This window comes from Streptomyces endocoffeicus, assembly GCF_016741935.1.
Lineage (GTDB): Bacteria > Actinomycetota > Actinomycetes > Streptomycetales > Streptomycetaceae > Streptomyces > Streptomyces endocoffeicus.
In genome coordinates, this window is sequence record NZ_JAERRG010000004.1 from 454020 (window position 1) to 467288 (window position 13269).

13 protein-coding genes are annotated in these 13269 nt (G+C 71.7%); 6 read left to right on the forward strand and 7 right to left on the reverse strand.

The genetic code is table 11. The annotated features are described in order from the left end of the window. Positions 1-110: 110 nt before the first annotated feature. The 3 genes from JK364_RS14485 to JK364_RS14495 form a co-directional block, all read right to left on the reverse strand. Positions 111-575 (reverse strand): hypothetical protein, encoded by a 465-nt coding sequence (locus JK364_RS14485; RefSeq protein WP_201851347.1) that lies wholly within the window; start codon positions 573-575, stop codon positions 111-113. A gap of 88 nt (positions 576-663) precedes the next feature. Beyond that, complete coding sequence (locus JK364_RS14490; RefSeq protein WP_201851349.1) at positions 664-1062, reverse strand: DUF427 domain-containing protein; 399 nt, start codon at positions 1060-1062, stop codon at positions 664-666. A gap of 85 nt (positions 1063-1147) precedes the next feature. Continuing rightward, positions 1148-1702 carry a MarR family winged helix-turn-helix transcriptional regulator gene (locus JK364_RS14495; RefSeq protein ID WP_307841279.1) on the reverse strand — a complete coding sequence of 185 codons (555 nt, stop codon included), beginning with the start codon at positions 1700-1702 and terminating at the stop codon, positions 1148-1150. Positions 1703-1823: 121 nt separating this feature from the next. Here JK364_RS14495 and JK364_RS14500 point away from each other — a divergent pair, with 121 nt between their 5' ends. Then, positions 1824-4220, forward strand: coding sequence for an MFS transporter (locus JK364_RS14500; RefSeq protein ID WP_201851351.1), 2397 nt, complete (start codon positions 1824-1826; stop codon positions 4218-4220). A gap of 70 nt (positions 4221-4290) precedes the next feature. On the opposite strand, the gene JK364_RS14505 is transcribed toward JK364_RS14500, so the two are convergent. Together JK364_RS14505 and JK364_RS14510 are read right to left on the reverse strand one after the other, a co-directional pair. Further along, complete coding sequence (locus JK364_RS14505) at positions 4291-4560, reverse strand: hypothetical protein (RefSeq protein ID WP_201851353.1); 270 nt, start codon at positions 4558-4560, stop codon at positions 4291-4293. A 183-nt stretch (positions 4561-4743) separates the two neighbouring features. Continuing rightward, positions 4744-5988, reverse strand: coding sequence for an MFS transporter (locus tag JK364_RS14510; RefSeq protein ID WP_201851355.1), 1245 nt, complete (start codon positions 5986-5988; stop codon positions 4744-4746). A 118-nt stretch (positions 5989-6106) separates the two neighbouring features. On the opposite strand from JK364_RS14510, the gene JK364_RS14515 reads away from it, so the two are divergent. Continuing rightward, positions 6107-6997 (forward strand): LysR family transcriptional regulator, encoded by an 891-nt coding sequence (locus JK364_RS14515; RefSeq protein WP_201851357.1) that lies wholly within the window; start codon positions 6107-6109, stop codon positions 6995-6997. A 169-nt stretch (positions 6998-7166) separates the two neighbouring features. Here the strand turns inward: JK364_RS14515 and JK364_RS14520 are convergent, their stop codons facing one another. Further along, positions 7167-7679: a GNAT family N-acetyltransferase gene (locus JK364_RS14520; RefSeq protein WP_201851358.1), complete on the reverse strand. Its 513-nt coding sequence runs from the start codon at positions 7677-7679 to the stop codon at positions 7167-7169. A gap of 271 nt (positions 7680-7950) precedes the next feature. Continuing rightward, positions 7951-9045, reverse strand: coding sequence for a ferritin-like domain-containing protein (locus JK364_RS14525; protein WP_230991972.1), 1095 nt, complete (start codon positions 9043-9045; stop codon positions 7951-7953). A 215-nt stretch (positions 9046-9260) separates the two neighbouring features. On the opposite strand from JK364_RS14525, the gene JK364_RS14530 reads away from it, so the two are divergent. The 4 genes from JK364_RS14530 to JK364_RS14545 all read left to right on the forward strand — a co-directional run bounded on the left by JK364_RS14530 (position 9261) and on the right by JK364_RS14545 (position 13259). Continuing rightward, a complete protein-coding gene (locus tag JK364_RS14530; RefSeq protein WP_201851362.1) occupies positions 9261-10190 on the forward strand; it encodes an AurF N-oxygenase family protein in 930 nt (309 codons plus the stop codon). A 375-nt stretch (positions 10191-10565) separates the two neighbouring features. Further along, positions 10566-11447, forward strand: a complete 882-nt coding sequence (locus JK364_RS14535; RefSeq protein ID WP_230991898.1) for a TetR/AcrR family transcriptional regulator — start codon at positions 10566-10568, stop codon at positions 11445-11447. A 104-nt stretch (positions 11448-11551) separates the two neighbouring features. Continuing rightward, positions 11552-11818, forward strand: a complete 267-nt coding sequence (locus JK364_RS14540) for a DUF8847 domain-containing protein (RefSeq protein ID WP_138913838.1) — start codon at positions 11552-11554, stop codon at positions 11816-11818. A gap of 145 nt (positions 11819-11963) precedes the next feature. Beyond that, the gene (locus JK364_RS14545; protein ID WP_201851364.1) at positions 11964-13259 is read left to right on the forward strand and encodes a C40 family peptidase; all 1296 of its coding nucleotides are present in this window, start codon (positions 11964-11966) and stop codon (positions 13257-13259) included. Positions 13260-13269: the final 10 nt, after the last annotated feature.

A 13269-nucleotide genomic window follows, 5' to 3' on the forward strand; every position in this document is an offset into this window, starting at 1 on the left:
GGCCCCCAAACACCGTATCTACCAGCCCAGTACACACAACACACCTCAAACGGTGGCTCCGATACCAATCGGACGCCGTCGTCTGCCCCTGACCGCGTCGGACGACGCGGTCACTGAGTGAGGGGGCACGGGAGGGCCGGGGTCCAGTGGTTGGGGGTGCAGGTGACCAGGGCCAGGGAGAGGAATGATGTGCGGCCCAGGTAGAAGCCGAAGGAGACGTCCGTGCCGTGGGTGAGGCGGTCGGTGGCCGTGGTGACCAGGCGGGCCTGGCGGGCCGTGTCGGCTTCCTGGTGGGAGAGGAAGCCGGGGGCGTGTTCGGTCAGTTCGCGGCCCAGCCACGCCGCCGCGTCCTTCGGTTCCTCGAAGGTGGCGTGGATCAGGGTGGGGGACTTCAGGAGCCAGAGGGAGGTTTCCAGTGGGGGGAGCTCCGAGTGGCGGAACGTTTCCAGGAGCGTGCGGTAGTGCTCCTCGTCCTCCGCCGTGACGGGCGGGTGGGGGCGGTCGGGCGGGCGGCGGAGGGACTCCCGGTCGAACAGCTCCTTCTCGCCCAGCCACGAGTACGCGTGGATGTGCACGCGTCAGGGGTTCCCCCCGGAGGGTTTCCGGAAGGCCCCTGACTGGGTGATGTCCCGGGTGGCGTTCTGCCGGCCTGCTGGTGCTCCTTTACTTTGCTACGTCGATCTTTGCCACCTCGTCGTAGAACGACAGGTGGTCCTTGATCTCCGACACCTTCTCGATCGGCTGCGGGTACGCCCACACCACGTCCGGTCGCGGCTCCGCGCCCTCGCCTGCCGGGCCGCGGTAGGTCCAGTACGCGGCCTCGCCCTTGAAGGGGCAGATGGTGTGGGTGTCGGTGGGCTCGAAGAGGGTCAGGTCCACATCCTCCGGGGGGAGGTAGTAGCGGACCGGGAGACCGGTCTCGTGGACGAGCAGGGGGCGGGTCGAGTCCGCTACGACGCGGCCGTCGATCGTCACCGTGACGTGCTGCGCGCCGCGCTCCACGTCCACGCGGTGTCCGCCGCTGGTGCCGGTGGTCTTGGGGTGGGAAGCGGGGGTGGGCATTTCTTCCTGGCCTCCTCGGGGGGGTGTGACGGGCGTCATGCCTTTGTGCCTCACAACGTGTCTTTCAACACTCTTCGCCGCGCCCTCATTCCGGAACGCTTGCCGCCTCGTCCGTCTCCCGTGGCCAGACCCGGCCCTCCTGGCGTTCCACCTCGCGGTTGAAGCGGGTCAGGACGTCCTCGAAGCGGGCCACGTCCTCCGGGGTCCACGATTCCAGGAGCCGGGACAGGTCGGTCTGTCTGCAGGTCCGTTCCGCCGCCATGCGGTCGGCGCCCCGCGAGGTGACGCGGAGCTTGCGGGCCAGGCCGCCCTCCGGGTCCGGGATGCGTTCGACGAGGCCGGCCCGGAGCAGGGCGCCGGTCTGGCGGTTGACGGTCGAGACGTCCAGCTGGAAGGCGTCGGCCAGCCGGCCGATGGTCATCGCGCCCTCGGCGTCCAGGCGGGAGAGGAGCAGATAGCCGGAGCGGTCCAGGCGGGTGGGGGTACATGAGTCAACCCCAGCGGTTGTGCCGGTGTCCGGCTGCGCGGTGGGGTCCTGGGGGTCCGTCGCCTGGCCCTTTCGTTCGCGGGGGGTCAGGACTGAGCACCTGGCCACCAGCATCAGCTCGCGCTCCAGCCGCTCCAGCCGACGATCCAGCACGATTCCTCCTCGCCTCCCCCGCGCCCCTCAATGGAAGTGTGCACGATACACACCCTGTGTAGGATGCACATCTCTCATGCTTCCATCAATCTCCTGAACTTTCTTTGGAGGCGGCATTCGCATGCCCCAGTCAGCCCCACCTCGCGTCGCGGAACATCTGAGCGCCGCGCCGTCCGGCACGCCGCTCCCGCGGGAGGTCGGCGGCGGCTTCGTGGCGGTGCTCGCGTTCTGCGGCATCGCCGTGTCCGTCATGCAGACGCTGGTCGTTCCGCTGGTCACCGAGCTGCCCCAGCTGCTGCACACCACCAGCTCCAACGCGTCCTGGGTGGTCACCGCCACCCTGCTCGCCGGTGCCGTCTCCACGCCCGTCATGGGGCGGCTCGGGGACATGTTCGGCAAGCGCCGGATGCTGATGGTCGCGCTGGCGCTGATGGTCATCGGCTCGCTGACCTGTGCCGTCACCTCCGACCTGGTGGTGATGGTGATCGGCCGGGCCATCCAGGGCGGGGCCATGGGCGCCATTCCGCTCGGCATCAGCATCATGCGGGACGAGCTTCCGCCGCACAAGCTCGGCTCGGCGATGGCCCTGATGAGCTCGTCGCTCGGCATCGGCGGCGCGCTGGGGCTGCCGGCCGCCGCGTTCGTGGCGCAGCACACCAACTGGCATGCGCTCTTCTACGGGGCCGCGGGGCTGGGCGCGATATCCATCGCCCTCGTGCTCGCCGTCATCCCGGAGTCCTCCGTCCGCACCCCCAGCCGCTTCGACACCATCGGCGCGCTCGGGCTGACGGCCGGTCTCGTCTGTCTGCTGCTGCCCATCACCAAGGGCGGTGACTGGGGCTGGACGAGCGGCACCACGCTCGGGCTGTTCGGCGCGTCCGTCGTGATCCTGCTGCTCTGGGGCGTCTTCGAGCTGCGTACCGCCGAGCCGCTGGTCGATCTGCGGACCACGGCGCGGCGCCAGGTGCTGCTGACCAACCTCACCTCGATCATGGTCGGCTTCTCGTTCTACGCGATGTCGCTGATCCTTCCGCAGCTGCTGCAGCTGCCGGAGGCCACCGGGTACGGCCTGGGCCAGTCGATGGTCATGGCCGGGCTCTACTTCGCCCCCATGGGCGTCGCGATGATGCTGGTCTCCCCGCTGTCCGCGCGGATCAACGCCTCGAGCGGGCCGAAGGTCTCGCTGGTCCTCGGGCTGATCGTCATCGGCGCGACGTACGGTGCCGGGCTCGTCATGATCGACCACATCTGGCAGATCGTGGTGCTCTCCACCGCGCTCGGCGTCGGTATCGGCATCGCGTACTCGGCGATGCCCACCCTGATCGTCAGTGCCGTCCCCGCCGCTGAGACGGGTGCGGCGAACGGGCTCAACACCCTCATGCGGTCGATCGGCATGTCCACCTCCAGCGCGGTGGTGGGCGTCATCCTGGCGCACCAGACCATCGACTTCGGTGGGGTGGCGCTGCCGAGCAAGGACGGCTTCAAGGTCTCGTTCCTGGTGGCGTGCGCCGCCTCGGTCGGCGGTCTGCTGATCGCACTCTGCCTGCCCGGGCGGCAGCGCGCGGGGCGGGTGGCGGGCTCGGGTCCCCTGGCCACTTCGGCTCCGGTGGCTGATTCAGCCCCTGTGATTGATTCAGCTCCGGTCGCTGACTCCGTTCCTGCGGGCGTCCCGGCTGCCGTTGCCGCCTCAGCCGCCGCGGAGGCGCCTGCCGCCGCGGTCGCCGACGACCTCCCCGTCCTCACCGGCAGCGTCATTCACGGCCGAGTTCTCGGCCCCGGCGACACCCCGCTCGCCGACGCCGCCATCACCCTCATCGACACGGGCGGCCGTCAGCTCGGCCGTACGGTCACCGGCCGCGACGGCCGGTACCACCTGCCCGCGCCCGACACCGCGAGTGTCGTCCTCATCGGCTCGGCCGCCGGGCATCAGCCGCAGGCCGCCACGCTGCTGGTCTCGGATCTGCCGGTCGTCTGCGATCTGCGGCTGTCCGGCGGGGGCGGGCTGACCGGGTCCGTACGGGCCGTCGACGGGGAGCCGCTGGCCGGTGCGACCGCCACGGCCACCGGGCCCGAGGGCGAGGTCGCGGGGTCGGTGACCGCCGACGAGAAGGGCGAGTTCGCGCTGCCGGAGCTGGCTCCGGGGACGTACACCCTGACCGTGGCCGCCGCCGGGCACCGGCCGTACGCCACCCAGGTGGAACTCACCGCCGGTGAGCCGGTGCGCGTGGACGCCGAGCTGCCGCCCGCGGCCCGGGTCCGGGGCACCGTACGGGCCCGGGGCGGCCGGCCGCTCGGGGATGCGCGGGTCTCGCTGCTGGACGCCTCCGGGGACGTGGTCGGCCAGGCCATCACCGGTACGGACGGGTCCTTCGGCTTCGAAGCGCTCACCGGCGACCACTACACGGTGGTGGCCAGCGGCTACGCCCCGGCGACCCGCCAGATCACGGTCGGCGGCGCGGCGGGCACCGAGCGGCGGGACGTGGACTTCCTGCTGGGGCACGGCGACGGCCAGGAGTGAGTCCGGGCCCTGAGCGGGGGCCCGGACAGAGCATGACGTAAGGAGCAGCGCCCTGGGCGCTGCTCCTTACTCATGCGTTCTCCTCGGGAAGGCCCTCCTCGGAGAGCCCCTCCTCCTCGGGGAGGCTCGCCCACGCCTCGCCCTTCCGGTACAGCTCGAAGCCCTCCTCGTCCGCGATGGACTCCGCCTGGGCCTGGCTGCGGAGGGAGATCTCGTACGTATGGCTGTCGACGGTCGCATGGACGCCCGAGCCGTCGGTGACCGTCTCGATGGAATGCGTCTCGTAGATGACGCGTCCCGGCTCGCACTTGCTCCAGACCACGTGCATGCTCACTGCCATCGGACCCACTCCCGCCGACGAGGCCCCTGGTTTCAGGGTCTCACCTGATCGCCGGGTCCACATGGCCTGACGTGGCCCTCGTGACCTCTGTACTGCCCGCAGCCCCCGCGCCCCCTCACCTCCGTCTGCCCCTCACCTCCGTCTGCCCCTCACCTCCGTCTGCCGATCACCGCCGTCTGCCGATCACCGCCGTCTGCCGAACAGCACCACGTTCGCCAAGGCGAGGACCACCAGCGCGCCCCCGAACCACATGACGCTGGGGACCGCGATGCCGTCCGCCGCCCGGCCGCCGAGCAGCGCGCCCAGCGATATCGCCACGTTGAAGACGCCGACGTACAGCGCCGACGCCGCCTCCCGCGCGTCCGGTGCCGCGTGCAGCACCCAGGTCTGGCAGGTCACCGACACCCCGCCGTACGCCAGCCCCCACACCAGCAGCAGTACGGCCGCCCCCGCCGTCGTGGCCCCGGCGACCGGGACCAGCAGCTCGGCGGCCGCCAGCAGGGTGAAGATGACCATGAGGGTGCGGCGCGGATCGCGGTGGGCGGTGGCGCCGGCCAGGAAGTTCCCGGCGATGCCCGCCACGCCGTACGCCAGCAGCAGGGTGCTGATCAGACCCGTCCCGACCCCGGCGACGTGCTCGAGCACCGGGCGGACGTACGTATACGCGCCGAAGTGGCCGGTGACCAGCAACAGGGTGGTGATGAGGCCGGTGCGCAGCCGGACGTTGCGGAACAGGCCCGGCACCTCGCGCAGCCGCACGGTGCCGGTGGCGGGCAGCGGGGGCAGGGTGACGGCCATGGCGGCGGCCACGGCCAGCGACAGGACGGCGAAGCCGGCGAACGCGACCCGCCAGTGGACCAGATCGCCGATGAGCGTCCCGATCGGCACCCCGAGCACCGAGGCCACCGCGATACCGCTGAAGATCAGCGTGGTGGCGTGGCCCGCGGAGCGCTCGGGCACCAGCCGCACCGCGAGCCCGCCCGCGATCGACCACACCCCGCCGATGCTCACCCCGACCAGCACCCGGGCGAACAGCAGGACGGCGAAGCCGGGCGCGAGCGCGGAGAGCAGATTGGCGACGGCCAGCAGCCCCATCAGACCGCACAGCACCAGCCGCCGGTCGTAGCGGCCGACGGTGACGGTGAGCAGCGGGGCGGCGAGCGCGGCGACCAGGCCGGGCACGGTCATGGCCAGCCCCGCCGTACCGTCCGAGACCCGGAGCGCGGAGCCGATCGAGGTGAGCAGGCCGACCGGCAGCATCTCGGTGGTGACCACCGCGAAGGTGCCGACCGCGACGGCGACGACGGCGAGCCAGGCCCCGAGCCAGGCCCCGAGCCAGGCCCCGAGCCGGGCTCTGAGCGGCGAGCGCACCACCGGAGGTGACCCGGATGTGCCTGCCGGAGTGCTGAGTTCCGTGCTATTGGACATGTCTTTAGCGAACAGCTGTGCCCCTGCGGGAACAACGCCGTAGTTTTCAGCCTTCCATGAGCGAGCCTCATCAATCGGTGACGGTGACCGGAGTCGGAGTCGGAGTCGGTGGGAGGCCATGGCCGAGTTGGAGATCCGCGAGCTGGAGTGCTTCCTCGTGCTGAGCGAGGAGCTCCATTTCGGCCGCGCGGCGGAGCGGTTATACGTCTCGCAGAGCCGGGTGAGCCAGCTGCTGCGGAACCTGGAGCGCCGGATCGGCGCCCGATTGCTGGAGCGCACCAGCCGCCGGGCGCGGCTGACCCCGCTCGGCGAGCGGTTCCTGGCCGAGCTCCGGCCCGCCTACGCGGCGCTGTACGGGGCCTTCGAGAGCGCCCGCGGAGCGGCGCGCGGGGTGGACGGCGTGCTGCGGATCGGGTTCCAGGGAGCCGCCAACGAACGGGTGACCGCGGCCATCGCGGCCTTCCGGGAGCGCCATCCCGCCTGTGAACCGACGACCGTGGAGATCCCGCTGGCCGATCCGTTCGGCGCGGTGCGGGCCGGTGAGGTGGACGCCGCGATCGTCTGCCTGCCGGTGGCCGAGCCCGATCTGGTCCTCGGCCCGGTCTTCTCCAAGCAGCCGCAGACCGTGGTGGTCTCGGCCCGCCATCCGTTCGCGGGCCGCGGCCGGGTGGACGCCGAGGCGCTGGCCGACTGCCCGCTGATCGGCCCGTCCGCCCCCGCGCCGCGCTACTGGCACGACGCGATGGCGCCCGCCGTCACCCCCGGCGGGCGGCCCATCCCGCGCGGGCCTCTGGTGCACACGCTCCAGGAGGGGCTGGCGGCGGTCGCGGCGGGCCTGGGCGGGATGCTGCTGTGCGCCCCGACGGCGGAGTACCACCGCCGCCGGGACATCACCTTCGTAGCGGTCGAGGGGGTGCCGGACTCGATGCTCGGCCTGGTGTGGCGGCGGGCGGACGAGACCGCGCGGCTACGGGCGTTCGGGCGGGCGGTGGAGGAGCTGTGCGCTTAGGCGGCGGCTTTCCCCTCCCCGCCCCTTCCCGCTACCAGGGGCTTCGCCCCTGGACCCCGGGGTTAAGGGGCGGAGCCCCCCACGCAGCTGAGCCGCATATCGTCAGGTGTCGGGAAGGGGCGGGGAGGGGAGCGGCCCACCGCGGGCGTCACGATCCGCCGGACGGCCCCTAGCCCACATCCCTGCGCATGCACACCCGTGGCCAGCGGTCCAGCCCATGACCGGCCTCGCTGCGCCGGATCTCGCGCAGGCCGGGGGTCAGCTCGGCCTCGGTCAGGGCCCGGAAGCCGCATCGCGCGGCGTAGTACGGGGCGTTCCAGGCCACGTCGACGAAGGTGGTCAGGGTGAGTGCGGGGACGCCGTCGCCCGCGGCCCGCGCCGCGATGTGGTCGATCAGGGCCCGTCCCACGCCACGGCGGGCGCTGTCGGGATGGACCGAGATCTGCTCGATATGGATGTTTCCGTCGACGGGGTCGGTGATCAGGTACGCCATCGCCCGGTCGGCGTCGTCCACCGCGACCCAGGCCCGTCCGGTGCGCTGGTAGCGGCTCAGCTCTTCCAGGCTCAGGGGCTCGTCATCGGCGACTTCGTCCATTCCGATGTCCCGGAAGCAGAGTCCGGCGGCGCGCTCTATGTCCTGGAGGACGGGGAGTTCTTCACTGGTGCTCGTTCGAATCCGCACCCCACCATCATCCTCCGGAACGCCGGAACAAAGGCGTGCCCCCCACCGCCGTGGAGAGCACCCTTCGGCCGTTCCTTCATATGAACGCATATGAACGCCACCGGACCGAGGTCACCCCAATGACCTCGGCCTTCTTCGCTGGCGGTGATCATGAATCTACCAAGGACGGGGCGCCGGGGCGAGGTTGAGGGGGTGTCACCTGTGATTTCCCCGCGTCCTCCACGCCCTCCACGCCCTCCGTGCCTCCGGCGCACCCCGCGCCCCGGTGCCCTCACGCCTGCGCCTCGGCCGCCGCCCCCTCCGCGATGGCCTCGTCCACCTCGCCCGTGCGCGCCGACTCCTCCGCCGCGAAGCGCTGCTGGTCCAGCCGCTCGGCCAGCTCCTCGTCCTGGTGCATCAGCAGGTCGAGGTTGCTGTCGCCCAGCTCCAGCACGCCCATGTCGACATACGCCCGCTGGAGCCGCTCGCCCCACAGCCCGATGTCCTTCACACACGGCACGATCCGGCTGAAGAGCAGCTTGCGGAACATGTGCAGGAACTCCGACTGCTCGCAGTACTCCTCGGCCTCGGCCTTCGGGATGCCGAAGTTCTCCAGGACCTCCACGCCGCGCAGCCGGTCGCGCATCAAGTAGCAGCCCTCGATGACGAATTCCTCGCGTTCGCGCAGCTCCGCGTCGCTCAGCTGCCGGTAGTAGTCGCGCAGCGCCATCCGGCCGAAGGCGACATGGCGGGCCTCGTCCTGCATGACGTAGGCGAGGATCTGCTGGGGCAGCGGCTTGTCGGTGGTGTCGCGGATGAGGCCGAACGCGGCGAGCGCGAGGCCCTCGATGAGCACCTGCATGCCCAGGTAGGCCATGTCCCAGCGGGAGTCGCGGAGGGTGTCGCCGAGGAGGGTCCGCAGATCGGTGTTGATGGGGTAGACCGTGCCGAGCTTGTCGTGCAGGAAACGGCCGTACAGCTCGGCGTGGCGCGCCTCGTCCATGGTCTGGGTCGCGGAGTAGAACTTGGCGTCGAGGTCGGGCGCGGCCTCCACGATCCGGGCCGCGCACACCATCGCGCCCTGTTCGCCGTGGAGGAACTGGCTGAACTGCCAGGCGGCGACGTGATGGCGCAGCTCGCCCTTGTCCCGGTCGGTCATCCGGTCCCAGTGGCGGGTGCCGTAGAGGGCGAGCGACTCATCGGGGGTGCCCAGCGGATCGTACGGGTCCACGTCCAGGCCCCAGTCGATCCGCTTGACCGCGTCCCACTGCTTGTCCTTGCCCTTCTGGTAGAGGGCGAGCAGCCGGGCCCGGTGGTCGTCGTACTCCCAGCTGAATCGGGCGGCGCCGCCGGCGGGCACCTGCCAGAGGGGGTCTCCGGGATCCATCGCGTAGAGCTCTTGCGTCGCCACCGACGCCTCCTTCGCCTCGCTCCCCCGTGAACGGATGCGTACTCGGCAGGCTCACACGTCCGTTACTCGGCGGTCAATAAGACCTCCGCAAGGGATTGACGGCCTTGCTGACACGGAGTCTCATAAGAGGTATCCGCCGGTAACCGTTCCCACCGGCGTCTGTCCGAGCCATCAGTGAGGTGCCCTCGACGATGTCCACCATGACCGAACCACCCGCGCTCAGGGACGCGCTCGGGCTGATCAAGGACCGCGAACGGGTCGCGGAGCGGCTGCTCCAGTCCTCCGCCAAGCACTCCTTCGACCCCGACACCGAACTGGACTGGGACGCGCCGTTCGAGCCCGGCAAGTGGTTCTGGCCACCGGAGCTGGTGTCGCTCTACGACACGCCCATGTGGCGCCGGATGTCGGAGGAGCAGCGGCTGCTGCTGTCCCAGCACGAGGCGGCGGCCCTCGCCTCCCTGGGCATATGGTTCGAGATCATCCTGATCCAGCTGCTCACCCGGCACATCTACGACAAGCCCGCGACCAGCGCTCATGTGCGGTACGCGCTCACCGAGATCGCCGATGAGTGCCGTCACTCCAAGATGTTCGCGCGGCTGATCACCAAGGGCGGCACCCCGGCGTATCCGGTCGCGCCGCTCCACCACAACCTGGGCCGGTTCTTCAAGACGTTCTCCACCACGCCCGGTTCGTTCACCGCGACCCTCCTCGGCGAGGAGATCCTGGACTGGATGCAGCGGCTGACCTTCCCCGACGAGCGCGTTCAGCCGCTGATTCGCGGGGTGACCCGGATCCATGTGGTCGAGGAGGCCCGCCATGTGCGGTACGCGCGCGAGGAGCTGCGCCGCCAGATGCTGCGGGCGCCGCGCTGGGAGGCGGGGCTGACCCGGATCGGTTCGGGGGAGTTCTCCCGGATCTTCTCGCAGGCGTTCATCAACCCCAAGGTCTATACGGACGTGGGACTCGACCGCCGCGCGGCCGTCGCTCAAGTGCGGGCCAGCGCGCATCGGGGCGAGGTGATGCGCAACGGCGCCCGCAAGCTCACGGAATTCCTCGATGACGTCGGGGTGATGCGGGGCGTGGGCCGCCGGCTGTGGAAGAGCTCGGGGCTGCTGGCCTAGGCGGCGCCTGACGGATCGCGGTGCCTGCGGCGGGCTGTTCCCCTCCCCGCCCCTTCCCTCAACTGGGGCTCCGCCCCAGACCCCGCTCCTCAATCGCCGGAGGGGCTGGGAGGCGGGCTTCGGCCCAGACCCCGCTCCTCAAACGCCGGAGGGGCTGGAAGGCGGGGCTCCGCCCCCAGACCCGGGGCCCAGGGGCGAAGCCCCTGCCACGCGGCGGACACCCCGTAGGGCTGGGGCCAGGGGGCATCGGCCGCCGGGCCAGGGGGCATTGGGCCGCCGGGCCCAGGGGCGCGTTCGGGCCGGACCCGAGGGCCCATCCGGGTCGGACCGAAGGGGGCATCCGCTTCGTAACGATGGGCGGTTACGCTGCCAGGCATGACGACAGGCAGCGGCACCGCACCGGCGCCCCCGGAGGCAACACCCCCGGCGGAGGCGAGTGCCGCCGCGCGCCCGGCGGCGGAACCCCCGGCCACCGCGAGCCCATCGGCCATCGCGCGGCCCCCGGACACCGCGAGCCCATCGGCCACCGCGAGCCCACCGGCCGCGCGCCGGGGCAGCTACCGCAGGCTGAGCGTCGAGGCGCGGCGCGCCGAACTCCTCACCGCCGCGCTCGTCCTCTTCGCCCACCGCGCGCCCGAGGAGGTATCGCTGGACGATGTGGCCTCGGCCGCCGGGGCCTCCCGTCCGCTGGTCTACCGCTACTTCCCGGGCGGCAAGCAGCAGTTGTACGAGGCCGCGCTGCGCAGCGCCGCCGATGAGCTGGAACGGTGCTTCGAGGAGCCCAGGAACGGTCCGCTCAGCGCCCGGCTGAGCCGGGTGCTGGACCGCTATCTGGCCTTCGTGGACGAGCACGACGCGGGGTTCAGCGCGCTGTTGCAGAGCGGCAGCGTGGCCGAGACCTCGCACACGAACGCGATCGTGGACGAGGTGCGGCGGGCAGCGGCCGAGGAGATCCTGCTCCATCTGGCGGTCAAGGAGCCCGGTGCGCGGCTGCGGATGATGGTGCGCACCTGGATCACGGCCGTCGAGGCGGCCTCGTTGATCTGGCTGGACGAGGAGAAGCGGCCGTCGCCGGCGGAGCTGCGCGACTGGCTGGTGGACCAGTTCGTGGCCATGCTGACCGCCACCGCGGCCACCGATCCGCAGACGGCCCGGGTGATGAAGGCCGCGCTCAGGATGGAGCCCGCCGAGGGGCCGGTCGGGCGGCTGGCGCGCCGCGTGGTGCCCTCGCTGGGCGAGGCGTCGCATCTCCTGTGACGAGCGCGGCCGGTGAGACGTACGGTCGCGGCGAGACAGACGGTCGCGGCGAGACGAACGGCCGCGGTGAGACGAACGGTCGTCGTGAGACGTACGGTCGTGCCGTGAGAAGCGAGGAGACGCCCTTCGTGGGCGGGCCGCTGGACGGCCGGGTGCTGTCGGTGCTGGTCGGCCTCACGGGCCAGCCGCCGAAGACCTACGAGGTGCCGGTGGAGGACGAGGCGGGCGGGCCGCCGACGGTGTATGTCTACCGCAGGGTTCCCGCCGCCACCTCCAAGCGGCTGGGCCTGGTCCGGGGCTGGGCCTATGAGTACGACCCGGAGGGGAAGCCGGGTGGCGGGCCGAAGTGGCCGTGGTCCAAGCCGAACTGACCGCCGGGCCGGGCGGACCGCCCGCCGGACGGGTGACCGGATTCGTCCGACTCGCCCACAATTCTCCTGAAGATACGAACGTCATGCCACGATCCCTGCTGAGCTGGACGCCGAACAGAGGCGTCTCGGAGCCGGAGGTGATCACGTGTCAGGACGGATCGTGGGCTCGGTCTGCGCGGCGGCGATCACCGCGGCCGCCGCGCTGGTGCCCGCCGTTCCGGCGGCCAAGGCGTCGGCCGCCCCCGCCCGCCCCGCCGACCGGTCCGTGTCCGAGCTGCTGACGCAGCTCAAGACGCTGTACCGGAAGGCCGAGGTGGCGACGGAGGCGTACAACGCGACCGAGGAGAAGCTGTACAAGCAGCGCACCAGGACCCGGGAGCTCACGACCCAGCTCGTCCACGCCCGTATGGAGCTCGCCGTCAGCCATGACGACGCGGGGCGGCTGGCCCGCCGGCAGTACCAGGGCCACAGCGCGCTCTCCTCCTACAGTTTCCTGCTGACCCTGCTCACCCCGCATCCGGAGAACGCCGCAGACGAGGCGCGCGAGCTGGACCGGGCGGCCGGCCGCGAGGCCGTCCTGATCCAGCGGCTGACCAAGGGCGAGCGGCGCGCCGACACCATCGCCACCCGGGCGCGGACCGCGCTGGACAAACAGCTGTCCCTGGCGGCGAAGCGGAAGAAACAGCGGGACAAGGTGAAGAAGCAGCTCCGCTCCATCGAGAAGCTGCTGGCCGCGCTCAGCACCCGCCAGATCGCCCAGGTGGCGCAGCGCGAGCGCCAGGAGACCGCGAAGGCCCAGCGCAAACTGCTCGCCTCCGGCGCGCTCGGCCCCGCGAACGGCACCTCGAACGGCACCTCGAACGGCGCCGCGGGCCCGCCGGCCACCACGAACGGCGGCGCGAACGGCGGCACGAACGGCGGCACGGGCGCCGGCGCCGCCCCGGCCCCCGGAAGCGGCCGGGACAACCCCGGGGCGGGCACCCCTTCCCCGGTGGCCACCGTCACCGCGCCCCGCCCCAACCCCCGCCCCCAGCAGTCCCCCGGCAGCCGCCCCGGAATGGCGTCCGCGGAGGCCGGGCGGCGGGCGCTCGCCTACGCGCTGAGCCAGATCGGCAAGCCGTACGTCTGGGGCGCCGAGGGGCCGAACTCCTTCGACTGCTCGGGGCTGACCTCCTCCGCCTGGGCGTATGCCGGGCGGACCATCCCGCGCACCAGCCAGGAGCAGTGGCGCCGGCTGCCACGGGTGCCGCTCAGCCAGCTGCGCCCCGGCGATCTGGTGATCTACTACAAGGGGGCGAGCCATGTGGCGATGTACGCGGGCAACGGCCAGGTGGTCCAGGCGCCGCGCCCCGGCCAGCGGGTGAAGCTCTCCCCGCTCGCCTCCAATCCGCTGCAGGGCGTGGTGCGCCCGGGTCCGGTCGCGGTGGCCAAGAAGCGGTGACGGCCCCGGC